The sequence below is a fragment of the Arthrobacter sp. B0316-1-20 genome (genome assembly GCF_059091865.1).
On the sequence record NZ_JBNHHC010000036.1, the window covers coordinates 24,887 to 47,495 of the forward strand.

Here is a 22,609-nt window from a genome sequence, read left to right on the forward strand (position 1 = left end):
GGGCGGCGGTGCAAATACACCGCCGCCCGCATCGGCTGCCGCCGGCTAGATCAGGCCGTCGGCCAGGTGGTTGGGTGTGCCGAAGCGGTGTGCGGTGATGCTGACGGCCTGCTCGTGCAGGAACGGCAGCATTTCCACCCGACCGGCTTCGGTCACGTCGTGGGCGTAGACCGCTACATCCGGGCTCCCGCCGGTGGCCACGGCAAGCGCCTTGGCGTCGCCGCCGATCATCCGGATCCGCCCGGCGCCGAGCCGTGGCACCCGGGCCAGCCAGTCGGCGTCGTCCTCCACCACCACGGCAAGGTCCAGCTCCGTGGCCACGGCCCGCAGTGCCGCGGGGAGCTCGACGGAGGTGGACACCGTGACCTGGGATCCGGCCCGTACGCCGGCGGCCAGCACGCGGACCAACTTGGCCAGCGGCTCGCGGTCGGACAGCCGGACCGTGACCGGCACGGGCAGGTAGCGGAACACGTTGCGCTCGGCGGTCAGGCCGGACACGTCCTTGGCCGCGCCGAACTCCGCGGCCCAGGCGGCCGCGTCCGAGTGCAGCGAGCGTTCCAGCCCGGCGAGCTCGTCCGCGGGCAGCGCCTGACCCGCGCGCCGGGCCGCCTCCAACAGCTTCGCGGCCGCGCCCGTGATCTCGGCGGTGGCCGTCGAAGGGGCGGTCTCCCAGTCGCCGAGGCCGATCAGGTAGTTCGGTCCGCCGGCCTTGGTTCCGGCTCCCACCGAGGACTTCTTCCAGCCGCCGAAGGGCTGGCGCCGCACGATGGCGCCGGTGATGCCCCGGTTCACGTAGAGGTTGCCGGCCTGGATGTTCTGCAGCCAGTAGTCCAGCTCGTCCCGGTCCAATGAATGCAAGCCCGAGGTGAGGCCGTACTCAATGTCGTTGGTGATGGCGACAGCCTCTTCGAGCGTTTCGGCGGTCATTACCCCGAGGATCGGGCCGAAGAACTCGGTCAGGTGGTAGCGCGAGCCGCGCTTTACCCCGGTGCGGACGCCCGGGCTCCAGAGCTTGCTGGTCTCGTCCAGCCGTTCGGGCCGGATGAGCCAGCTCTCGCCGGCGCCCAGCGTGGTCAGCCCGTCCAGCAGCTTGCCGTCGGCCGGGGCGATGACCGGGCCCATCTGGGTGGCCGGATCCTGCGGATAGCCCACCTTCATCGAGGTGACCGCGTCCACCAACTGGTTGCGGAAGCGCGGCGACGTGGCGGCGGATCCCACCAGGATCACCAGCGAGGCCGCGGAGCACTTCTGCCCGGCATGGCCGAACGCGGAGTAGGCGACGTCCCTGGCGGCCAGGTCGAAGTCGGCGCTGGGCGTGACGATGATGGCGTTCTTGCCGGAGGTCTCGGCCAGCAGCGGCAGGTCCGGGCGGAAGGAGCGGAAAAGCTCAGCGGTCTCGTAGGCGCCGGTGAGGATCACGCGGTCCACCTCCGGGTGCGAGATCAGCTGCCGGCCCAGTTCGCGCTCGCCCAGCTGCACCAGCTGCAGCACATCGCGCGGCACCCCGGCTTCGTCAAACGCCTCCCACAGCGCTTCCACCATCACGGCACCGGTCCGCGCCGCCTGCTTGGCAGGCTTGATCACGACGGCGGAGCCCGCGGCCAGCGCCGCAAGGGCGCCTCCGGCGGGGATCGCCGTCGGGAAGTTCCACGGCGGGGTGACCACGGTCAGCCTGGACGGAACGAATTCGGCGCCGTCCACCGTGTCCAGCATGCGCGCCAGCTCGGCGTAGAAGTGCGCGAAGTCGGCGGCCTCGGACACCTCCGGGTCGCCCTGGTCAAGGGTCTTGCCGGCCTCGGCGGCCATGACCTCCAACAGCCGGGCGCGGTGGGCATTCAGTTTGTCGCCGGCCTTGTGCAGCACTTCGGCTCGTTCGGCGCCGCTCATCGCGCCCCAGCTCTTGGACTGCTCGACGGCCGTGGCGATCACCTGCTCCAGCTGCGCCTCATCCTTGACCTCGGCGCCGGCAACGGTATCGATGCCAAGCTTTGAACCGGGGACGCGGGACAGGATCTCCCGGCCCCAGGCCAGGTTGGCGGGCAGGGACGGATCGGTGTCCGGGATGTTGTCGAAGGAATCGACGGGCCGGGCCGGTTCGGGCTTGGTGCGGTCCTGCTGCCGGTTCGGTTCCGGGACGTCGTCGTCGAGGTTCTCGAGCGAGGCGAGGAAGCGCTGCTTCTCGCGCTCGAAGAGGTGCTCGTTCTTGCTCAGCTCGAAGACTGCGGACATGAAGTTCTCGCTGCTGGCACCCTCTTCGAGCCGGCGGATCAGGTAGGCGATGGCCACGTCGAACTCGCCCGGGTGGACCACCGGAGTGTAGAGCAGCAGCGACCCGACGTCCTTCTTCACCGCCTCGGCCTGGCCCTGCGCCATGCCCAGCAGCATCTCGAAGTCGATGGCACCCGCGAGGTGTCCGATGCCGCGCTGCTTGGCCAGCAACCAGGCGAACGCGACGTCGAATAGGTTGTGCCCGGCGACGCCGATCCGCACGTTGCCGATCCGGTCCGGGTGCAGGGCGTAGTTGATCACGCGCTTGTAGTTGGTGTCCGAGTCCTGCTTGGTTCCCCAGGTGGCCAGCGGCCAGCCGTGCAGCGACGCCTCCACCTGTTCCATGGGCAGGTTGGCTCCCTTGACCACGCGCACCTTGATCGCGGCGCCGCCGCGGGCACGGCGGGCCGCGGCCCACTCCTGCAGCCGGATCATGGCCTTCAGTGCGTCCGGCAGATAGGCCTGCAGCACAATGCCGGCCTCCAGCTGTTCGAACTCCGGCTTGTCCAGGATCCTGGTGAAGACCGCCATGGTCATCTCCAGGTCCTTGTACTCCTCCATGTCCAGGTTGATGAACTTGGGCTTCGGGGAGTTGGCCGCCTGCCGGTACAGCGGAGTCAGGCTGTCGACGACGTGCTCCACCGCCTCGTCGAAGGCCCAGTGCGAGTGCGGGGCCACGGTAGAGGAGACCTTGATGGAAACGTAGTCGACGTCGTCGCGGGCCAGCAGGCGTTTGGTGCCTTCGAGCCGGCGTTCCGCCTCGCGGCTCCCCAGGACGGCCTCGCCCAGCAGGTTGATGTTCAGCCGAACGTCTTCCCGGCGGATCCTGGCGATGGCCGGGCCCAGCTTGGCATCCGTCGCGTCCACGATCAGGTGGCCCACCATTTCGCGCAGCACCCGCCGGGCCGCCGGAATGACCACGTGCGGGAGGACCGGGGCCATGGTGCCTCCCACGCGCACCGCGGCCCGCATGTACCAGGGCAGGAAGGCCGGAACCTTCGGTGCCAGTGCGGCCAGGTTGCGGGCGGCAACGCGCAGGTCCTCGGGGCGGATCACGCCGTCGACGAATCCAACGGTGAAATCCAGCCCGTTCGGATCATTCAGGACGCCGGCCAGCTGGCGGGCGGAGGCGTCGGCGGGGACTTTCTCGGCCTCGGTCAGCCAGTGGCGGACCAGTTTGATGGAGTCGGCGGCGAGGTCGGCCATCTGCTCATCGGGCAGGTTAGTGGTCTGCACCGGAGCCTGCTTCAGGGCATCGTTCACGGCAGTATCTGTCCCTTCAACGAAATTGCAATGTTCCCTCAGACCAGTATGGAACTAGACTTCGTGAAGCAAAAGCGATCTTTTCCGACCGATAATCATCGGTTTTGCTGATGAATGGAGATGCCGTGCTGGATGTCCGGAGACTGCGCTTGCTGCGCGAGGTCAAAGTCCGCGGCACCTTGGCGGAGGCGGCCGCCGCGCTGAGCCTGAGCCCGTCATCCGTTTCCCAGCAGCTGGCCTTGCTGGAAAAGGAGGCCGGGGTGGCGCTGCTGCGAAAGGCCGGACGCCGGGTGCAGCTCACGCCGCAGGCCGAGATCCTCGTGGTGCACACCGAGTCGCTGCTGTCCACCCTCGAGCAGGCCGAAACGGACTTGGCGGCGTCGCTGACCGCGGTGACCGGAACCGTCCGGCTGGCGGCGTTCCAATCGGCGGCGCTGGCGCTGCTGCCGGAGGCCCTCACAGCCATGCGGCAGCGGCACCCGGACGTGCGGATCGAGATGGTCCAGCGTGAACCCGAGACGGCGCTGTACGAGACCTGGGCGCGCGACTTCGACCTGGTCATCGCCGAGCAGTACCCCGGCCACGCGGCGCCGCACCATCCGGAGCTGGACCGCCAGAAACTGACCAGCGACGCCATCCGGCTCGCGGTACCGCCCGCCGCCGTGGCCGGAACCGCCGTCACCTCGGTCGACGACGCCCGGAGGCTGCCGTGGGTGATGGAGCCGCATGGCGCAGCTTCCCGGCATTGGGCAGAACAGGCGTGCCGCCAGGCCGGATTCGAGCCGGATGTGCGGTATGAAACGGCCGACCTGCAGGCGCAGATCCGGCTGATTGAATCCGGCAACGCGGTGGCGTTCATGCCGGACCTGGTCTGGACCGGCCGGGACACCACCTGCCTGCTGCTGGACCTGCCGGGCCTGCCGCGGCGCACGGTCTTCACCTCGGTCCGCCGCGGCTCTGCCAACCGACCGGCCATCCTGGCGTTCCGGGCAGTCCTGGAGGCAACGGCCCGGGAGATCGCGGCCTGAGGTCCGGGCCGCCCCGGCGCCTCCCCTAGGCCACGCCCTACGCCGCGGGCTGTTTGCGCTGGTCCAAGCTGAGGTTCCCATGCACCGTGGCGTAGGCGCGCAGGCCTGCGGCAATGAGCGGCAACCCCTGCTCCGGTGCCAGGATCCTGCGGGCCGGACCGTCCATGCCGTCCAACCGGAGCTGCACGAACAGGTCCACCAGCACCGGGCCCAGCCCTGCCAGTTCACTCCGGGGCAGTACGGCACGGTAGCCGCCGCCGTCGTCCCTGACGTCAAAGCCGAGCTCGGCGTCTGTCCCGCGGGCGCGTGCCACGAGCCGGACCGATTCGTACTCCGCCGCCGGTTCGAACACCAACCCGAACGACACGGACTCCCCGTCGAGCCGGGGCTGCAGGGCCCGCGGCGTCGGTTTCAGCGCTTCCTCGGTGGTGGCCAGCTTGAGCAGGCCTTCCACATCCCGTGCCCGGACCAGCTGCGAGCGCTGCCGGTAAGGAAATGACAGCTGCTCCTCCAGCCGTTCCGGAATGTGTTGGTCCACGAAGGCGGCATGGGCCGCCACCCACCGCTGCCGCGTGCCCGGCGCCATCGACCGGTAGCGGTCGGGCACGTAGAAGCGAAGGAGTTTGCGCCGGTACAGGTCCAGCACCAGCAGCTCGGCCTGTTCTGGGTCCGGATGGTTCTCCCTGATGATCCGCGCGATTTCGGCGACGGATCCGGTGTACCCCTCAGGGATGGCGCGCTCGGAGCTGATGTTGGTTCCGTCGTCGCGGGTGCGGATGAAGTAATAGTCGTAGTCGGCCGCGATCGCGTTCCTCCGGGAGGCCAGATAGCAGCGGGTGAGCATCATGCCGTCTTCCAGCCGGACTTTGCCCTCCGGGAAGCGGATGCCGTGTGTGTCCAGCAGCTCACGCCGGATCAGCTTTTGCGGTGAGAGCGTGCCCAGGATCTTGCGCACGGGAACGTCCGGCACGGTCTCGGTGAACAGCGAAGACTGCACGCGCCGGCCGCCGATTCCGACCATCCGCGGGGCCAGCACATCGACCTGGTGCTTGTCGGCAAAGTCAACCATCCGGCGCAGTGCTTCGGGCCCCAGCCTGTCGTCCGCATCGCAGAAGAAGACGTAATCGGAACTGCTGGCGGCGATCCCTACGTTGCGGGGCTTCCCCGGCCAGCCGCTGTTCTGTTGGTGGATGACCCGCCAGTTCGGATGCCGCGCGGCGTACTCGTCCAGCAGCTTGCCTCCGCCGTCGGTGGAGCCGTCGTCCACGGCGATCACCTCGAAGAGCGCCGGGTCCAGGTCCTGTGCAACCAGCGATTCCAGCAGCTCCGTCAGGTAGGGCAACGCGTTGAATACCGGGATCACCACGGCCACCCGCGCGGTCTGCGCACTGGCCGTCGGCCCGGAGTCACTCTCGCGCACGCGAAACTGGCCCGCGCGCGCGGCAATCCGTTTCAGCTTGCGCCGTGCGCCTGCCAGTTTGTCCTTGATGGCCACGCGGTCCCCTTCGATCGGTAGCAGTTAATGCATTCTGCCACTGTGATCGAGCTGAATGACGGTGAGTAGCGGAATCGTGACGGGGTGGACAGCGGGGTAAGTACTGCTCTCAGCTGTAGAGCGGCAAGAGCGCGGCCTGCTGTCCGCAGATTAAGAGGACGCACAGGACAGCCATCGCAACGGCCGATTTGTTCCAACTGGTGACGACTGCGGGTCCCGGTGGCGGTTCGGAATTCAGGAGGCTGGACCTGGATCTTGTCCACACGCGGACGAGCGGATGCTGCTCCAGCCCCTGCCGTTGGCCCAAAGAGGTAGTTCGGTCCCATGGGGTTATCGTGGCCGGTCCCACTGACGCACTGTGCTGGTTGCCGGCGGCCCGCGCATTTTGAGGAAAGGGTGCACCCCAGCTTGTGTAGGTCTTGGCCCCGGTCCTGATCCTCACGGCACTGCGTACGCTGACGTCATCAACGACGGCAAAGGGAATGGCGTGGGACCGAAAGCTGTTGGTGATGAGAACGGAGTCGTCATCATAGGCAAGGCGTGGATTCCACAGGAAAATGTGGGCAAACGAAGCTGCCAGCAAAGGCCACACTATCCATCGCAGGAGGGATTCTTCCTGCGCCTGGGCGAACAGCAACACGAGCGCCGCCGCAGCGGAGACCCAGATCAGGATTGCTGTCCACATGGCCGACTTTTCCTTGAGCACGCTCCGCTTTGGCTCGGTCCGTGAGTTTGTTGCCATCCGGTATGCCCCGTCCCCTTTGACTGCTGCCGTTACTGCATTCTGCCATCCCTCTCGCCGATGCATGCACGCCGCCGCGGATCACGGGCGTTGCCCATGGACTTGTACAAAACCGGGCGGGTAATTCCCGTCTCTAACGGATTCACCTGCGGCCGGCATGTAGAACTCCTATACCGCTTCCTCCCGCATCCCCCACGGGGAACCGTAGCCCTCGGGTGCGGGCGCCGACATCAGGTCCAGGAAGGGTTTGGCGTCGAACGCCTCCGGGCCCAGGACGCCGGCTCCGCTCCAGAGGCCCGAGGCCAGGAGTTCCAGGGCGATGATCGGGTTCAGCGCCGTCTGCCACACCACGCACTGGCTGCCGTATTCGGCCATGGTGTCGGCGTTGTCGGCGACATGGTAGAGGTAGGTCCGCCGCGGGGCGCCGTCCTGGTCCTTGCCTGTCACCAGGACGCCTGCGCATGTCTTGCCGGTGATCCTGGGCCCGAGCGTGGCCGGATCCGGCAGGCAGGCGGCCACGACGTCCCGCGGGCTCACGGATGTTCCCTTGACGTTGACCGGCGTGGTGGAATCGAGGCCCAGCTTGTGCAGGACCTTGAGCACCTCGATGAATTCATCGCCCAGCCCGTACTTGAAATTGACCTTGCCGGCATCCAGCCACCGGGGCATCAGCAGGACTTCCTCGTGTTCCACGTTGACGCACTCCACGGGGCCGATGCCTTCGGGAAAATCGAAGACTTCGGGGTCGCTGAAGGGCTCTGTGGTGCTCCAACCGGTCTCGGCGGAATAGGTCACCGGCGGGTTGAGGCATTCCTCGATGGTGGTCCAAATGGAGAAGGAAGGCGCGAAATCGTATCCCTCGACCTTCAGGTTGGCGCCGTCGCGGACGCCGATCTCGTCGATGACGGAGAACAGGTAGTCCTGGGCGTACCGGGCCAGGACGTCGGAGAGTCCCGGTTCCACGCCTATCCCGACAAGAGCCAGCCGTCCGGCTTCCTCCCACTCAGCGGCCCGCTCGAACTGCAGGTCTCCGAGCTTGATGCCGGTGAGCTCATAGGGTCGTTCCGGGTGCGGCGTGGACAGTGACATGGCCATGTCCAGATAGGTGGCTCCGGCGTCCGCGGCACCCTCGAAGACCGGCATGACGAAACGGGGGTCAACGGCGTTGAGCACGTGGGTGATGCCGTGGTCCCTGATGGCACCGGCAACGGCCTCCCTGCTTGACGCGTCCAGGGCAATCGCGCTGAACCGTCCGCGCCGGCCCTCCGGCAGTGCCTCGACTACGGCTCGGGCGCGTGCCGGGTCGTAGTCCGCCAGGACGAAGGCCTCAAAGAATTCCCGCCGGGCGGCAATGCCTGCGGCGGCGCCGCCCACTCCGCCTGCTCCAATACACAGAATCCGCATCATGCTCCCTTGGGGTTGTCTTGGCTGTTGCTGCCGGCAGGCTCGGGACTCAGGCGGAACCAGCTGTTCGCCGTCACGTCGGTGGGCGCGCCCGGTGACGCGAGCAGGGTGCCGGCCGCCGGGTCAATGCCCACGGTTGCCAGGGTCGCCCAGCGGGAGCCCAGGCCGGCACCCGGGGTCGGCACGCAGCACAGTTCGGCCCCGTCACCGGGAACCGAGCACAGGTAGGGCACGAGATCCTGCGGCTGACGGGGCTGGAACGCAGCGCTGACCCGCCTGTCCAGCAAGTCGATCCGCTGCTGGGAGTCCGGCTGGTACAGCTCGGTCTTCTCCCCCTTCGCCAGCCTTGGGGCCAGGAAATGGTTGGTGTGCAGCAGGTGACCGCCGGTCGGCTTGATCACCTCGGCCCCCTCGGGGCTGAGCTCCACGATTGCTGCGCCGGCCCTGGTGACCACGGTGATGGCGCTGGAAGTCTTGACCGGTGCGTCGAGGAGTATGTCCACGGCCTCGTCCAGCGAAGCTGCCGCGTGCAGTACCTGCGCGGCTGCGATGTGGACGGGCACCGCCCCCGGACTGTCCTGCCTGTGACCCAGCACGTTCAGGTGCACGCCGACGCCGGCGTCGTTCAGGCCGATCTTGGCGAGGATTCCGTACTCCGTCAGTCCCACGAACCGGCCCTGGCTGGTTTCAACCGACTGCAGGTGCCAGGCGGCGGCGAGTTCTTCATGCCAGTCCCAGGTCTGCAAGGAGAAAGGCCGGGCTCCGGCGCTGACGACGGTAGAACACTCCCCCGGCCGGGCCCGTTCCGAGAGGGACAGGATTTCGGTCCGGGCATTAAGGGCGCTGACCTTCCAGACGGGCAGGCCCGCTCCCTCCGCGGTGCCGCGGATCTCGGCCGCCAGGTGCGTCGCCCAGGCTTCAATGGCGGCCAGGCTGCGGGTAGCTTCCCGCTCCACGACGGTTTCGCTGATGCCGTGGGCCTCGAACAGTTGGCGGTAAACGTCCCAGCAGCCGGCGATACCGCTGCGTCCTTCGGTGCCGCGCTGCACGCCCAGCTGGCGGGGGTCCCCGCCTCGAAGCGTCAGCACCTGCGGGATCGTGCCTGCGGGGTCAGTCAATGTCGTGCTCCTCATCCAATGTCTCGCTGTCGCGGCGCCGCGGCTTCCAGCCGGGCCGCGGCGCGCTGTCGATCAACCGTCGGGTGTACGGGTGTGCCGGGCTGTCGAGGATCTGGTCGGCAGTGCCGGCTTCGACGATGACCCCGCGGCGCATCACCACGATGGAGTGGGCTATCTGGCGCGCCACCGCCAGATCATGCGTGATGAAGAGATAGGTCAGCTGTTTTTCCCGCCGCAGCTGTTCGAGCATCCGCAGGATTTGCGCCTGGACGGTGACGTCCAGCGCGGAGACGGCCTCGTCGAGCACGATGACCCCCGGCGATGCCGCCAGCGCCCGCGCTATGGCCACGCGCTGCTTCTGCCCGCCGGAGAGTTCGTCCGGGAGCGCGGACATGTGGGTTTCGGTCAGTCCGACTTCCCGGAACAACTCGAGGCAGCGCCTGCGTCGTGCTGCCGGGTCCAGGGAGGTGTGGGCCTTCAACACCTCGGCAACCGCCTCGGAGACCGGTAGCCGGCGGTTCAACGACCCCTGCGGGTCTTGGAAGACCATTTGGACGTCCTTTGACCGTTCCCGCCGGATTCGGCGGCTGGTCCGCGGGTTGACCGGTTTGCCGTTGAGGAAGACGGACCCGCTGTCCGGGGTTTCCAGCCCCACGAGCATCCTGGCCAACGTGCTCTTTCCCGAACCCGATTCCCCCACCACGGCCAGGCAGTGTCCGCGCTCGATGGCCAGGGACGCGTCTTTGACGGCGTGGACGTGCGTGCGGTTACGGCCGGAACCGACGGTGAACTTCTTGTTCAGGTTGCTTATGACGACGGCGGGGGCGGTGGGCTGCGTCTGCGCGCCGGTCATTGCTTCACCTCTCGGGATGGCTCGCGGCTTGGTGGACTAGGCAGGCTTGTCCCGGCGCGAGGTGCGGCCTGGGTTTGGGGGTCGTCGCCTAACCCGGCGTCGATGCGGTGATCCAGGCTGGGCTTGGCCGCGACCAGCTTCCGGGTGTATTCGTGTTCCGGCCGGTTCAGCACCCGGTCCGCGGGGCCGGATTCGACGATCCGGCCGCCCGACATGACGGCGATACGGTCGCACGCCGCCGCGGCCAGGTCCAGATCGTGGGTCACGAAGATCATCGCCATGCCTGCCTCGGTCCGCGCCTCGTCCAGGATGGCCATGACGTCGGACTGCGTCGTGACATCGAGCGCCGTGGTCGGTTCGTCCGCCAGCAGCAGCTCGGTGCCCCTGGCCACCGCGCCGGCAATGACGACCCGCTGGAGCATGCCGCCGGAAAGCTGGTGCGGGTAGGAACGCAGGCAGCGGGCGACGTTGTGGATGCCCACCTGCTCGAGCACTTCCCCGGAAAGCCGCAGGGCTTCCTGGGCGGTCGCTGCAGGCCGGGCGGCTTGGATGCCTTCCACCAGGAATTTGCTGACCGGCAGCACCGGATTCAGGGCGGCCTGCGGATTCTGGGAGATCATCGAGACGGCACCGGCCCGGAAGGCGCGGAGCCGCTCGCCGGAGTACGCCAGCGTGTCCTCCCCCTTGTAGAGGACCCTGCCGGCAAGGTCCGTCCGCGGCGGCAGGGTCTGGAGGATCGTCCGCATGGTCATAGATTTTCCGGAGCCGGATTCCCCCACCAGGCCGACGGACTCGCCCTTCTCCACCACGATGTTGATATCGGACAGCAGCGTCGTCCGGCGGTGCTCCGGCCCGATCTTCACGGTGACGTTCGACATTTCGAGCATTAGATCCTCCCTGCTGCCCGGCGCCCGCCGAGCTTTTCACCCAGGAATCCCAGCGCGGCAACGGTCAGCACAATGAGCAGGCCTGCGTAGAGGCTCTCTTGCGGGTAGCCAGCCAGAAGCGAGGACTGGCCGGAGGAAACCATGAGGCCCCAGTCGGCGTCGGGCGGTTGCACACCAAAGCCGAGGTAGGACAGGGCGGCGAGGTCGATCATGCCGTACCCGAAGTTGATGCTCATTCCCGTCATGACCTGCTGTTTCACGTTCGGCAGCAGGTGCCGCACGGTGATGGAAAACCCGGAAATACCCTGCAGCTCCGCCGATTTCACATACGGCAGATTCCGCTCGCGCAGGGCCACGCTGCGGATCACCCGGGCGGTATACGGGGTGAATCCGATCGCCAGGGCAATCACGGCGGTCTCCACTCTCGCGCCGAACACCGCCACCGCCAGCACGGCCAGCAGCAGGTTTGGAAACGCAAACAGGAAATCCAGGACCCTGCTGATGAGGTTGTCCACCCAGCCGCCGAACCAGACGGCGACCAGGGCAAGGGTGCCGCCCATCACGGCGGTGAGCAAGGCGACGGCGAGGGCGGCGAGAATGCTGGAGCGGGCGCCGGTGGCGAGCCGGGAGAACAGATCCCGTCCGGCTTGGTCCGTTCCGAGCCAATGCTCGGCCCCGGGAGGAAGATAGCGCTCCACGACGTTGCCGGCTGTCGGATCGAACGGTGTGAGGGCCGGCCCGATCAGGGCGAACAGTCCAATCAGCACCACCCAGCCCAGGCAGATGGCCGTCAGGGCATCCGGCTTCGACCGGGTCTTCCGTGACGGGCTCCGCTTCAGTGCCCCGGGGCGTCCGGTTTCTTCCAGCGTGCTCATGACGCCGCCCCCAAACGCACCCTCGGATCGATCACGACATAGAGCAAGTCGACGGCCAGGTTGATGAGGCCGAAGGCAACGACCATGATCAACGACACTGCCTGCACCACCGCGAAGTCCTTCTGCTGCACGGCCGCCACCAGCAGTGCGCCGATGCCGTCGAGTGTGAACGCGTACTCGACCACGAAGGCGCCGGCCAGCAAGGCGGCGACGTGGACGCCGGAAACCGTGGATACGGGAAGCATCGAATTGCGCAGGACGTGGCGCCGTATGACGATCCGTTCCAGCACTCCCCGGGACCGCGCCGTCTGGGCGTGCTCGGACTCGCGCTCTTCCTTAACCGCGGTGCGGGTAATGCGCGCGACCACCGCCAGCGAGGGCAGCGCCAGCGCCAACGCCGGCAGGGTCAGGTGATGGAGCCTGCCGGCCAGGCCCTCGCCGGAGCCGAAGACCGGGAACCAGCCGAGCATGACCCCGAAAACACTCATCAGCAGCAGGGCCGCGAAGAATGTCGGTACGGCAAAGCCGAGATTCGAGCCGAAAAGCACCACGTTCTCCAGCCAGCCCGGCCGAAGTCCGGCCAGGCAACCGAGTCCGATGCCGCCGATCACGATGATCAGCGCGGCGTAGAGGGTGAGGGACAGTGTGGTGGGCAAACGGCCCGCGATGAGATCGGCGACTTCCTGGCGGTTGGCCAGCGACTGGCCGAAGTCTCCCTGGACGACACCCCACAGCCAGTTGAAGTAGCGGACCAGAAACGGGTCGTCCAGGGAGTACTGGGCCCTGATGGATGCCAGTACCTCCGGCGTCACGGTCCGGCCTTGCACCAGGAACTGCTCGGGGCTTCCTGGTGCAAGGTACAGTCCGCCAAAGACCGCAAAGCTGGAGGCCAACAGGATTGTTCCCAGTGCCACGAGCCTTTTGACGATATAGATCATGACGGCTTTTTCGTTACTCCGCGGCGCCCAGGTCTGCACCCCAGGGGTAGTACAGGTAGACGAAGGACGCCGGTACGCCCGTCACCCGCTCATTCAGGAAGAGCCGTCCTGCCGGATCGACGATGGGCAGCCAGGGCAGGTCGGCCATGGCCAACGCCTCGATTTCGGCGACCTTCGCGGCACGCTCCGTGTCGTCGGTCAGAACCTCCGCCTCGGCGATGAGTTTCTCAATCTCCGGGTTGCTGTAGTCGGAGAAGTTCTGCGACCCGCCTTCCTTCACGATGGTGCGCAGGAACACCAGGGGATCCGGAACGTCCATGTAATTGGTGGTGACGAAGGCGCCGTGCCCGGCACGGGCCTCGGGATCTGAGAAGAAGGCGCCGAATTGTGCGCTCGGCACGCCCTGGGGCTTGACCGTCAGCCCGATTTCCTGGCCGGCACGCGCCAATTCGGAAATGATGTCCGCGTAGAAGGACCGTTCGCTCGGGTACACGATGGTGATCGGCTCGCTCAGGTCAGCTTCTGCCTCCGCGAGGATTTTCTTGGCCTCCTCGACGTTCGCTTCAACCGGCGGCAGTTTTTCGCGCGCTGCGCTGAAGACGTCGTCGCCGTAAGACCAGCCGCCGTCGGGAATCAGGGACCGGGACGGCATGGCCGTGCCCTCGTACACCGTCTCCGCCAACGCCGATGTGTTCGCGGCGGTCCACAGTGCCTTCCGCACAGCAGGATCGCCCAGCGGGCCGTCGCCTGTGGCGATGATGGCCGAGAGCTGTAGGGACTTGCCGAGAATCAGCTCGCCGTTGGTCGCCGACTGAAGTTGCGGTACCGCGCTGAGCGGGACGTCGTAGGACCCGTCCACTGCTCCGGAGGCGAGCGCGTTGGTGATGGCCGCGGGGTCCACGATGAACTGGATGTCGAGGTTCTGCACCTTGGGCATGCGGTCGCTGTTCCAGTAAGCATCGTTCTTGGCCAGGGAGATGCTCTGGCCGCTGTCCCACTGGTCAACCGAGAAGGGCCCCGTACACATCACGCCCTCCTGCGGGGTGCCGTACGCTTCGCCTGCCTCTTTGCGCTGTGCCTCCTGAACGATGACGCCCAGCGGAGTGGCCATGTAGGAGTTGAACGTGACGTCCGGAGAGCTCAGGCTTACGGTCACTTCGTACTCGCCCGTGGCCTTGATCGATTCGACGTTGCCGCTGACCGCGTCGCTGGCCCAGTAGCTGCCCTCGTCAGGGTCCAGGTGCCGGTTCAGGCTGAAGACCACGTCCTGGGCGGTCATCGGCGTGCCGTCCCAGAAGGTCACGTCATCCCGCAGCTTGTAGATGTACGTCTTGCCGTCGACGTTCTCGAATGATTCGGCAAGGTTGGGTGCGATCGTGTAGTCCGGTTCCATCACCATCAGGCCTTCGCACAGGTTGGCCACGACGGTGTTTTCCGGGTAGTTGAAGGCCTTGATCGGATCCAGTGACGCCGGTTCGCCGAACGGCAGGTTCCAGGTGACGGTATCCAGTTCACCCGCCGCCGGTTCGGTGGTGGTCTGCAGTTCCCCCAGGCCGCTGCCTGCCTCCGCATCCGGCGCGGCCGCTTTGCCGCCGCCGTTGCTGCACGCGGTCAGCAGCATCGCGAGGGCCACCGACGTGGCCAGCGTGACTTTCTTCATCCTGCAATCCCCTTTGCTTCACAGTGTGTGGTTCCGATGGGACGCTTGCTCTGCGTATTCCAGTAAGCTACGGGGATAAAACCTTTTATATAACGTTTTAGCTGTTCTGTTATGCAACCGTTATGACTTCAATCACGGAGGGCGGACATGCGCCAGCGAGTCACCATCCACGATGTGGCCCGGGAAGCCGGCGTGTCCATCACCGCCGTCTCACACAGCCTGAACAACAAGGGCACGCTGTCGGCCGAAACCCGCGAGCGCGTGCGGCAGACGGCCGAAAGGCTGGGGTACCAGCCCGATCCTATGGCGCGGGGACTGCGCAACAGCCCGATCGGGGTCATTGGACTCATGCTCCGGCCGCTGGATTCGCTCGGAACGTATCGCCCGCACGGCGTGGACTACTTCACCAGGCTCTCCGGGGCCGTTGCCGTGGAGTGCCTGGAGCGCGGGCTGAGCGTCATGCTCGTCCGGGACCTGACGCGGTTGCCGCGCTCCCCGCTCGCCTTGTCGCTGGATGGCTACATCATTGACGATCCGCTCGAGGAGGATCCGGTCATCGACCTGTTAATGGGGCTGGCCGCTCCTTTCGTCACCATTGGACGCGATCCTGCACGGCCCGACTTTCTCGATTGGGTCGGTTCCCACGACTCGGAAGAGACGGAGGCAGTGCTATCCAGGTTCCACCGATCCGGGGCACGCTCCATCTGCCTCATCACCGGCATGGACCGCAACGCCTGGAACCTCGACTCCACGGCGGCCTACCGCAGCTGGGCAGCGCGTCACGGGATGAAGCCACGCATCGCCATCCGGCCGGAGTCCGACGGCGTCGACGGCGGCAGGGCAGCCATGCAGGAACTGCTGGACGCCGGCGGGGAAATGCCGGACGCTGTCTACTGCCTGACCGGGCGGCACGCGCGCGGCGCCCTGGAGGAACTGACGGCCCGGGGCATCGCCGTGCCCGGGCAGGTCCAGCTGATCGCCGGTTCGGATTCAGAACAGTCGCGCAACAGCAGCCCCGCGATCAGCGCCATCGATCTGGAACCGGAGCTCATCGCGGCGGCCGCGGTCAGCCATCTGTCCCGGAAAATGCTCGGGGAGTCCGGTATCCCGGCGAAGCTTTCCGCCAGGCTGATCCTGCGCGAGAGCACACTCGATTCCGGCAGCGACCGGACGTGACGATGGCCCCCCTTCCGCAGGATTCCTGCCGAAGGCGGGCCACCGCCGTCGTCGTTGTCTGCCGTCAATCCCGTGACGGCATTCCGGTGCTACCGGCGGCCGGGGCTTCCCGGGCGCGGATGAACTCCGGGCGCGGGTAGTTGGCCGCAAAGGCTCCGAGACCCGGTTAACAAGGTTGCCGGCCGGGCCTCTGCTGTCGGAGTTAGCTTGCCGGCTCGGCCTCGATGAGCGGGTAGACGCCGTTCTCGTCGTGGACTTCCCGGCCGGTGACGGGCGGGTTGAACACGCAGGCCATGCGCAGTTCGGTGGTGGCGCGGACCGTGTGCTTCTCGTGCCCGTCCAGCAGGTACATGGTTCCGTCGCGCAGGTCGTGGACTTCGCCGGTGACCTCGTTGGTCAGCGTGCCCTCGCCCTGGACGCAGTAGACGGCCTCGATGTGGTTGGCGTAGTGGAACGTGGAGGTGGTGCCCGCGTAGATCACCGTGTCGTGGAAGGAAAAGCCCACGCCCTCTCCCGCCAGCACCATGCGCCGGCTCCGCCAGGTCTCGGACTTAACGTCGCGGTCGGTGTCGTTCAGGTCGTTCAGGTTGGTAACAAGCATCGGTACTCCTTGGATGGGTCGTCAGGAAGTTTCGTTAAGGGCGCGCGGCGGGACGGCTCGGCCACACGCCGAGTGGGCGTCGGTGGGCGGCCGTCCCGCCCTAGAGGGCTCCGACCAGTTCCGGCACCGCGGTAACCGCGCGGGTCGCGTCGATCAGGATGTCCAGGCCGCGGTCCAGTTCGGCGGCGCTGATGGTCAGGGCCGGCATCAGCTTCACCACTTCACCCTCGGGGCCGGATGTTTCCACCAGCAGCCCGTTGTCGTAGGCCTCGGCGGCGATCTTGCCGGCGGTCTCGTTCTCCGGGAACTTCACCCCGGCGAGCAGGCCGCGGCCGCGCACGCTGGCGCCCTCCACCAGCCCGGCGATCCGCTCCAGCCCCTCGTGCAGCTGCACCGCCCGGGCCTGGATCTGTTTCTGGAACTCGCCGGTCCGCCAGTAGGTCTCCAGCGCCGCCGTGGCCGTCACGAACGCCGGATTGTGCCCGCGGAAGGTGCCGTTGTGCTCGCCGGCTCCCCAGACGTCCAGCTCCGGGCGGAACAGGGTCAGCGCCATCGGCAGGCCGTAGCCGGAGATGGACTTGGACAGGCAGACGATGTCCGGGGTGATCCCGGCTTCCTCGAAGCTGAAGAACGTTCCGGTGCGGCCGCAGCCGGCCTGCACATCGTCGACGATCAGCAGGATCTCGTGCTTCTTGCACAGGTCGGCCAGGCCGCGCAGCCAGCCGGCGCGGGCGGCGTTGAGGCCGCCTTCGCCCTGGACGGTCTCCACGATGATGCCCGCCGGCTTGTCCACGCCCGAGCCGCTGTCTTCCAGCACGCGCTCCAGCCACAGGAAGTCGGCGGTTTCGCCGGAGAAGTAGTCGTCGTAGGGGATTTTGGAGCTGTTGGTCAGCGGGATGCCCGCGCCCCGGCGCTTCATCGAGTTTCCGGTCACCGACAGCGAACCGAGCGTCATGCCGTGGAACGCGTTGGTGAAGGAGAGGATGTGCTGGCGTCCCGTCACCTTGCGGGCCAGCTTCAGGGCGGCCTCAACGGTGTTGGTGCCGGTGGGGCCGGGGAACATGACCTTGTAGTCGAGGTTCCGCGGCTCGAGGATGACCTCTTGGAAGGTCTCCAGGAACGTGCGCTTGGCCGGGGTCTTCATGTCCAGCGAGTGCACGACGGCGCCGCTGGCCAGGTACTCCAGCAGCGGCTGCAGCAGCTTCGGGTTGTTGTGGCCGTAGTTGAGCGCCCCGGCGCCGGAGAAGAAATCCAGGTAGGTGGTCCCGTCCTCGGCGGTCATGGTGCTGCCCTCGGCGCGGGTGAACACGGCGGGCCAGCTGCGGCAGTAGCCGCGAACCTCGGACTCGAGGGTCTCGAAAATGTCAGTCATGGAATACGCTTCCTTCCTCAGTGCGGCAGCGGGCGGCCCCGGGTAGGGGGCAGCACCACAGCAGCCGCAGGTCAATTCATGCGGATGTGCGTTGGTGGAGGTGGTGCTTGGCCGGCCGCGGCGGGCCGGCGGGATTAATTGAGCGGCCCGATCCGGAACAGGTATTCGGTGTCGTGCCCGTCCGGATAGAGCTCTTCCGTGAAGAGCGGTTCGCGTTCCATTGGCGCCTCGCGGCGCGACGCGAAGCCGGCAAACAGCCGGACGGATGCCACATTGGCCGCCGTGATGGTGGTTTCCACCCGCTCGGCGAGGACTTGTCCGGCCAGGCGGTCCAGCATGTCCGCAGCCAGCCTGCGGCCGCGGAACCGCCGGTCCACGGCCACCTGCCACACCATCAAGGTGCCCGGTTCGTCGGGGCGCATGTAGCCGGTGATGAAACCGGCCGGCTCGCCGTCCACCGTGGCGATGATCGACGTCTCGGCGAAGTCGCGGGTCCACAGCAGGTAGGAGTAGGACGAGTTCAGGTCCAAGACCTGGGAATCCCTGGCCATGCGCCACAGGGACTGCCCGTCGTTCAGGGTTGGTTTACGGAAGCTTGCTTCGATCCTCGGTCTGGTCTGGGTTTCTGCTAGTTCTTCAACCATCCCTTCAAACGTAACGAGATCAGAGCCGTTATCAACTCGAAACCTGCCGACTTGACAGCGGTTCGGACGCTTTCGCCGCCCCTGCCGCCCCGGCCGAATTCCGCCGGATCCCTTGTGCCAGTTGCCCTCCGGCGGAATGACGACGGCGGTGCCCGGGCGCGTTTTTATCGTTACCATTTCGTGACCTTTGTTGTGTGACGACCGGTCGGAAGTGTGGCCTCAGCCGTGCGAGGAGCGCCGGTATGGCCGTTACCCGCGCCTCGGTACGACCCGCGGCCGGGCTTCTCCACGCCGAAAAGCCACGGAGGCCGTTACGCGCTCGGCACCGCCCGTGGCCGCGCTTCTCCACGCCGGGAAGCCCCGGACGCCGTTACCTGGCGCACTGGAGCGCGCCCTATCGGGTGAGTCGAGCAGGGTGCAGGCATTGAGGGCGCCGGGGTAAAGCGCCGTCGTGCCATTGTCCATGTTTTGGAGCGCCCGTAGATATAAGCGCAGGTCACGCGCCTGTGGATAGCCAAGACGTGGACAGTTCGGCCTGAACGTGGACAAGTTTGCATGACGTGGGCGGTTGACTCGGCCTGCAAGCCGGGGCGTCCCATGAAAAAAGCGGCTCCGACCGGCAAACCGGTCGAAGCCGCTTTCGCGGTGGGCCCTGCGGGGATCGAACCCGCGACCCGCGGATTAAAAGTCCGATGCTCTACCAACTGAGCTAAAGGCCCGCCAGCCTGTCCACCCTGCCCTAGGTAGAAACCCATGCGAGGTCGGATTTGGCCAGTTCCCAGTTTATCCCACCCACCACCGCGCGCCCGAATCCGCCGGGCGCGCGCCTTGCCGGGCTGCCCCGGAACGTCCCGTCGCCGGGGGCCACGCCTCTCTGTACCGGCGTCAGGGGCGGGAGTAAGGTCGAGGCATGAGCCCGAACAACGGAAACGATGTCCCCCGGCCGCATAAGCCGAAGCCTTTCGCCCCGGTGGATTTTGAGGACTTCGCCGGGGGTGCCGACCCGGCACGCGTCTCCGAGGCCGCCCACCTCGCGGCACAGGCCCTGGTGCACCGCGGGCGCGGCTCCGACGATCCCGAGGTGACCGCGAGGCTGGTCAAACTGGCAGACCAACAGGGGCTCGAGGCCATTGCTGAAATGTGGGCTGAAAGCCCTGCCCGTTCCCTGCCGGGGGCGCTCTGGCGCCTTTACGCCCTGCGCGCCGCGGCCCAGTCCCATCCGGACAAGCTGGCAGCCTACTTCAAGGCGGGGACGGCATCGGCAGAAGTGTCCAAGGTCATCGCCGGAGTAGCTGAACCGCCCGGCGCCGACGAAGTCCGGGCCATGGCCGACACGATTCTCTCCGGCGCCTTCGACGGTGATTTCGATGTGGCCCTTGACCGGTCGGCGGCCTTTTGCCGGATCGTAGCGCTCGGCCAGACCCACCACGCCGACTCTGCCGAGTCCGCCAACGAGAACCATGCCACCAAGCTGACGCTCAATTCACACCGGCTCGTGAAGACCGCCGAGGATCTGGAAGCGGCCGCCGTCGCCTGGCGGCGCGGCGAGCTCGACTAGCGGCCGGACGGGCCAACGGCCCGAAACGCCGTCGCATGGCGGCGTGGCGAGCTCGACCAGCCGCCCGCCGGCGACCCACCACCGACCAGCCGCCCGACTGCACCCCGCCCCGAACCCGGGCCAACGGCCCCGCGGTGGTGCCCGCAGCAGCAGGACGGTCCGGAGAAGACCCTCCCGGAACGACGCGCGCGTGTACCACAGATAGCCTCTGCTGACACGTTTTTCCCCGTATTTTCGCGGCTGTTGACATCCGCAGTGAGGCGTAGAAAACTGAAGGTGGTGTCGAACTGTGGCAGCCCCGGGCTCCAACTCTTAGCCGCCTCGAGCGGCCTTCCGCCGAGAGGCGCTCCCAGTTCGGCACCATTAATTTTTGTTCGCGAAGAGGCGCTAATCTAGGCACGGCGGATGCTTCCCTTCCGCCGTACGGACCAGTGAGAAACCGCCGGTGACATGAAGCTAAGCCTCTTCCCCCAGGACACCAAGAGCCTCGAATTGCTCGCCCTCACAGCAGCCGAGCTGATGGCGGGAGTCAAGACCCTCTCGGAGATCCTCGGGGCGCCTGCGGACGACTACGACAAGCTCTCCGAAGAACTGCACGACCGCGACGCGAACGTCTCCCGGCTGCGCAACGCCCTGCTGACCACGCTGCGGACCAGCTTCGTCAATCCGCTCCCCCGCGAGGACATGTTCCAGCTCTCGCTGCATCTGGTGCACACCTTTGAACACCTCGACGGCGCCGCGGAGCTGATCGCACTCAACCGGGTGAAGCGCCTGTCTACCCGGGCCTCGGAGCAGCTGGAGGTCATCGGCCGGATGTCGGAGATGACCCGGGACGCCATGCCGCGGCTGAACTCCCTGGAGGACCTCGAGGAGTACTGCATCGAGATGGTCCGGCTGGCCAAGCGGGCCGAACGCACCCACCGCGTGTGGGTCTCGGAGCTTTTGTCGGAACACAAGGGCGCCACGCTGGCGCGGCACCGCGACGTGGCCGACCAGTTGATCGCCGCCACCAAGACGCTGCGCCAGGCTTCCCACCACGTAGGCCAGATTCTGGTCAAGGAATCGTAGGTGGAGCTGTTCCTCCTGGTGCTGGTGGTCGCTTTCGCCGGCTGCTTTGCCTTCATCAACGGCTTCCATGATGTCTCCAACGCCGTCGCCACCTCGGTCCGCACGCGCGCGCTCACCCCGAATGTCGCCGTCGTGCTCGCGTCCGTCTGCAACCTGGCCGGTGCGCTGATCTCCAGCACCCTGGCCCTGGTGATCAGTACCGGTTGGATCGGCCTGCCCGAGGGCCGGTCGGGGCTGGGCATCCTGTTGGCCGGGCTGCTGAGCGCCTGCGCGTGGGGAGTTTTCACGTGGTGGCAGCGGATGCCGTCGTCGTCCACGCATGCGCTGCTGGGCGGCCTGATCGGGGCGGGGGCCGCGTCCACCCTGCTGGGCGGCGAGAACATCAGTGCCACCGAGAACCCGATCTGGGGCCAGCTGATCCTGCCGCTGCTCTTGTCGCCGTTGGTGGCGTTCGTGCTCTCCTACCTGGCGATCGTCCCCCTGACGTGGCTGGCCCGCTACCGCACCCCGCGCGAGGTCGGCCGGACCACCAGGCTGGCCCAGGCGGTCTTTGCCGGTACCTTTTCGCTGGGCCACGGCCTGCAGGACGGGCAGCGCACCATGGCCGTGGTGCTGCTGGGACTGGCCGCGGCCGGTTATGCCTCCGGCGACCGGATGCCGCTGTGGGTGCAGCTGTTCGCGGCGGTGCTGCTGGCCGTGGGCGCGCTCTTCGGCGGCTGGCGGATCTCGCACACGCTCGGGTCGCGGCTGGTGCGGATCGATCCCCTGCACGGCGCCACCGCACAGGGCGTCAGCTCCGCCATGCTGTTCGTCGGGGCCATCGGGCTGCACATGCCGCTCTCCAGCACGCACACCATGACGGCGGCCATCCTGGGCGCGGGGTCCACCCAGCGGATGCATGCCGTGCGCTGGCGGGTGGCCATCCGCGTGCTGGCCACGTGGGTGCTGACCCTGCTGGCAACCTCGCTCGTCGGAGCCATCCTGCTGCTGGCCCTGGATCCGATGCTCTAGCCGGGCCATGGGCGTCCCTGGCCCTTCCCTGGCGCCTTTAAACAGCGACGGCGGCGCCTCCCGCGAGGGGAGGCACCGCCGTCGTGCTGCCGGCGTCTTACCCGAAGCGGCCGGAGACGTAGTCTTCCGTGGCCTTCTGGGTGGGGTTGCTGAAGATCGACGGGGTATCGCCGTATTCGATCAGCTTGCCCGGCTTGCCGGTGCCGGCGATGTTGAAGAACGCCGTCTTGTCCGACACGCGCGCGGCCTGCTGCATGTTGTGGGTCACGATCACCACGGTGTACTCCGTCTTGAGTTCCTCGATCAGGTCCTCGATGGCCAGCGTGGAGATGGGGTCCAGCGCCGAGCAGGGCTCGTCCATCAGGATCACCTGCGGGGACACCGCGATCGCCCGGGCGATGCACAGGCGCTGCTGCTGGCCGCCGGAAAGGCCGGAGCCGGGCTTGTTCAGCCGGTCCTTGACCTCGTTCCACAGGTTGGCGCCGGTCAGCGACTTCTCTACCAGCGCGTCCGCGTCCGACTTGGAAATGCGCTTGTCGTTCAGCTTGACCCCGGCCAGCACGTTGTCGCGGATGGACATGGTGGGGAACGGGTTGGGGCGCTGGAAGACCATGCCGATCTGGCTGCGCACGGTCACCGGGTCCACGC

19 protein-coding genes and 1 tRNA gene are annotated in these 22,609 nt (G+C 67.1%); 5 read left to right on the plus strand and 15 right to left on the minus strand.

The annotated features are described in order from the left end of the window. Positions 1–45: 45 nt before the first annotated feature. The gene (locus AC5RW2_RS33005) at positions 46–3,474 is read right to left on the minus strand and encodes a bifunctional proline dehydrogenase/L-glutamate gamma-semialdehyde dehydrogenase (RefSeq protein WP_494074972.1); all 3,429 of its coding nucleotides are present in this window, start codon (positions 3,472–3,474) and stop codon (positions 46–48) included. Between the two features lie 182 nt (positions 3,475–3,656). Here AC5RW2_RS33005 and AC5RW2_RS33010 point away from each other — a divergent pair, with 182 nt between their 5' ends. Next, positions 3,657–4,559, plus strand: a complete 903-nt coding sequence (locus AC5RW2_RS33010) for a LysR family transcriptional regulator (RefSeq protein WP_494013766.1) — start codon at positions 3,657–3,659, stop codon at positions 4,557–4,559. Between the two features lie 37 nt (positions 4,560–4,596). On the opposite strand, the gene AC5RW2_RS33015 is transcribed toward AC5RW2_RS33010, so the two are convergent. The 9 genes from AC5RW2_RS33015 to AC5RW2_RS33055 all read right to left on the minus strand — a co-directional run bounded on the left by AC5RW2_RS33015 (position 4,597) and on the right by AC5RW2_RS33055 (position 14,531). Then, positions 4,597–6,054 (minus strand): glycosyltransferase family 2 protein, encoded by a 1,458-nt coding sequence (locus AC5RW2_RS33015; RefSeq protein ID WP_494074962.1) that lies wholly within the window; start codon positions 6,052–6,054, stop codon positions 4,597–4,599. 109 nt (positions 6,055–6,163) lie between these two features. Further along, positions 6,164–6,739, minus strand: coding sequence for a hypothetical protein (locus AC5RW2_RS33020; RefSeq protein WP_494074963.1), 576 nt, complete (start codon positions 6,737–6,739; stop codon positions 6,164–6,166). Positions 6,740–6,964: 225 nt separating this feature from the next. Further along, positions 6,965–8,200: a saccharopine dehydrogenase family protein gene (locus tag AC5RW2_RS33025; protein WP_494074973.1), complete on the minus strand. Its 1,236-nt coding sequence runs from the start codon at positions 8,198–8,200 to the stop codon at positions 6,965–6,967. Then, entirely contained in the window at positions 8,200–9,318 is a 1,119-nt protein-coding gene (locus tag AC5RW2_RS33030; protein ID WP_494074964.1) for a C45 family autoproteolytic acyltransferase/hydrolase, read from the minus strand. Before AC5RW2_RS33030 ends, AC5RW2_RS33025 begins: the two co-directional genes overlap by 1 nt. Next, positions 9,311–10,171 (minus strand): ABC transporter ATP-binding protein, encoded by an 861-nt coding sequence (locus AC5RW2_RS33035; protein WP_494074965.1) that lies wholly within the window; start codon positions 10,169–10,171, stop codon positions 9,311–9,313. Before AC5RW2_RS33035 ends, AC5RW2_RS33030 begins: the two co-directional genes overlap by 8 nt. Then, entirely contained in the window at positions 10,168–11,058 is an 891-nt protein-coding gene (locus AC5RW2_RS33040) for an ABC transporter ATP-binding protein (RefSeq protein ID WP_494074966.1), read from the minus strand. Before AC5RW2_RS33040 ends, AC5RW2_RS33035 begins: the two co-directional genes overlap by 4 nt. Next, positions 11,058–11,933: an ABC transporter permease gene (locus AC5RW2_RS33045; RefSeq protein ID WP_494074967.1), complete on the minus strand. Its 876-nt coding sequence runs from the start codon at positions 11,931–11,933 to the stop codon at positions 11,058–11,060. Before AC5RW2_RS33045 ends, AC5RW2_RS33040 begins: the two co-directional genes overlap by 1 nt. Next, positions 11,930–12,871, minus strand: coding sequence for an ABC transporter permease (locus tag AC5RW2_RS33050; protein ID WP_494074968.1), 942 nt, complete (start codon positions 12,869–12,871; stop codon positions 11,930–11,932). The genes AC5RW2_RS33045 and AC5RW2_RS33050 overlap by 4 nt, the downstream gene beginning before the upstream one ends. A 13-nt stretch (positions 12,872–12,884) precedes the next feature. Then, entirely contained in the window at positions 12,885–14,531 is a 1,647-nt protein-coding gene (locus AC5RW2_RS33055; protein ID WP_494074969.1) for an ABC transporter substrate-binding protein, read from the minus strand. 147 nt (positions 14,532–14,678) lie between these two features. On the opposite strand from AC5RW2_RS33055, the gene AC5RW2_RS33060 reads away from it, so the two are divergent. Next, positions 14,679–15,707 (plus strand): LacI family DNA-binding transcriptional regulator, encoded by a 1,029-nt coding sequence (locus AC5RW2_RS33060; RefSeq protein ID WP_494001956.1) that lies wholly within the window; start codon positions 14,679–14,681, stop codon positions 15,705–15,707. A gap of 202 nt (positions 15,708–15,909) precedes the next feature. On the opposite strand, the gene AC5RW2_RS33065 is transcribed toward AC5RW2_RS33060, so the two are convergent. The 4 genes from AC5RW2_RS33065 to AC5RW2_RS33080 all read right to left on the minus strand — a co-directional run bounded on the left by AC5RW2_RS33065 (position 15,910) and on the right by AC5RW2_RS33080 (position 19,043). Further along, a complete protein-coding gene (locus tag AC5RW2_RS33065; RefSeq protein ID WP_494001955.1) occupies positions 15,910–16,308 on the minus strand; it encodes an ectoine synthase in 399 nt (132 codons plus the stop codon). A 100-nt stretch (positions 16,309–16,408) separates the two neighbouring features. Beyond that, entirely contained in the window at positions 16,409–17,680 is a 1,272-nt protein-coding gene (ectB, locus tag AC5RW2_RS33070) for a diaminobutyrate--2-oxoglutarate transaminase (protein WP_494001954.1), read from the minus strand. Positions 17,681–17,814: 134 nt separating this feature from the next. Next, positions 17,815–18,324 (minus strand): diaminobutyrate acetyltransferase, encoded by a 510-nt coding sequence (gene ectA, locus AC5RW2_RS33075; RefSeq protein ID WP_494001953.1) that lies wholly within the window; start codon positions 18,322–18,324, stop codon positions 17,815–17,817. Positions 18,325–18,970: 646 nt separating this feature from the next. Continuing rightward, positions 18,971–19,043 (minus strand) — tRNA-Lys (locus AC5RW2_RS33080). A gap of 191 nt (positions 19,044–19,234) precedes the next feature. On the opposite strand from AC5RW2_RS33080, the gene AC5RW2_RS33085 reads away from it, so the two are divergent. The 3 genes from AC5RW2_RS33085 (at position 19,235) to AC5RW2_RS33095 (ending at position 21,961) form a co-directional block, all read left to right on the plus strand. Further along, on the plus strand, positions 19,235–19,882 hold the full coding sequence (locus AC5RW2_RS33085) for a hypothetical protein (RefSeq protein ID WP_494001952.1): 648 nt from the start codon (positions 19,235–19,237) through the stop codon (positions 19,880–19,882). A 450-nt stretch (positions 19,883–20,332) separates the two neighbouring features. Then, positions 20,333–20,950, plus strand: coding sequence for a nuclease PIN (locus AC5RW2_RS33090; protein WP_494049146.1), 618 nt, complete (start codon positions 20,333–20,335; stop codon positions 20,948–20,950). After that, positions 20,951–21,961 (plus strand): inorganic phosphate transporter, encoded by a 1,011-nt coding sequence (locus tag AC5RW2_RS33095; protein ID WP_494001950.1) that lies wholly within the window; start codon positions 20,951–20,953, stop codon positions 21,959–21,961. It begins immediately after the preceding gene. A 97-nt stretch (positions 21,962–22,058) separates the two neighbouring features. Here AC5RW2_RS33095 and AC5RW2_RS33100 read toward each other — a convergent pair. Beyond that, positions 22,059–22,609: phosphate ABC transporter ATP-binding protein (locus AC5RW2_RS33100; RefSeq protein WP_494074970.1), on the minus strand; the 551-nt coding region annotated here is incomplete at its 5' end.

Bases quoted from the DNA above. Each gene is read 5' to 3' on its own strand.
- AC5RW2_RS33020 (WP_494074963.1), bottom strand. From the start codon at position 6,739: ATGTGGACAGCAATCCTGATCTGGGTCTCCGCTGCGGCGGCGCTCGTG.
- AC5RW2_RS33040 (WP_494074966.1), bottom strand. From the start codon at position 11,058: ATGCTCGAAATGTCGAACGTCACCGTGAAGATCGGGCCGGAGCACCGC.
- AC5RW2_RS33045 (WP_494074967.1), bottom strand. From the start codon at position 11,933: ATGAGCACGCTGGAAGAAACCGGACGCCCCGGGGCACTGAAGCGGAGC.
- AC5RW2_RS33005 (WP_494074972.1), bottom strand. From the start codon at position 3,474: ATGGCCGACCTCGCCGCCGACTCCATCAAACTGGTCCGCCACTGGCTG.
- AC5RW2_RS33055 (WP_494074969.1), bottom strand. From the start codon at position 14,531: ATGAAGAAAGTCACGCTGGCCACGTCGGTGGCCCTCGCGATGCTGCTG.
- ectB (WP_494001954.1), bottom strand. From the start codon at position 17,680: ATGACTGACATTTTCGAGACCCTCGAGTCCGAGGTTCGCGGCTACTGC.
- AC5RW2_RS33025 (WP_494074973.1), bottom strand. From the start codon at position 8,200: ATGCGGATTCTGTGTATTGGAGCAGGCGGAGTGGGCGGCGCCGCCGCA.
- AC5RW2_RS33085 (WP_494001952.1), top strand. From the start codon at position 19,235: ATGAGCCCGAACAACGGAAACGATGTCCCCCGGCCGCATAAGCCGAAG.
- AC5RW2_RS33060 (WP_494001956.1), top strand. From the start codon at position 14,679: ATGCGCCAGCGAGTCACCATCCACGATGTGGCCCGGGAAGCCGGCGTG.
- AC5RW2_RS33065 (WP_494001955.1), bottom strand. From the start codon at position 16,308: ATGCTTGTTACCAACCTGAACGACCTGAACGACACCGACCGCGACGTT.
- AC5RW2_RS33050 (WP_494074968.1), bottom strand. From the start codon at position 12,871: ATGATCTATATCGTCAAAAGGCTCGTGGCACTGGGAACAATCCTGTTG.
- ectA (WP_494001953.1), bottom strand. From the start codon at position 18,324: ATGGTTGAAGAACTAGCAGAAACCCAGACCAGACCGAGGATCGAAGCA.
- AC5RW2_RS33090 (WP_494049146.1), top strand. From the start codon at position 20,333: ATGAAGCTAAGCCTCTTCCCCCAGGACACCAAGAGCCTCGAATTGCTC.
- AC5RW2_RS33035 (WP_494074965.1), bottom strand. From the start codon at position 10,171: ATGACCGGCGCGCAGACGCAGCCCACCGCCCCCGCCGTCGTCATAAGC.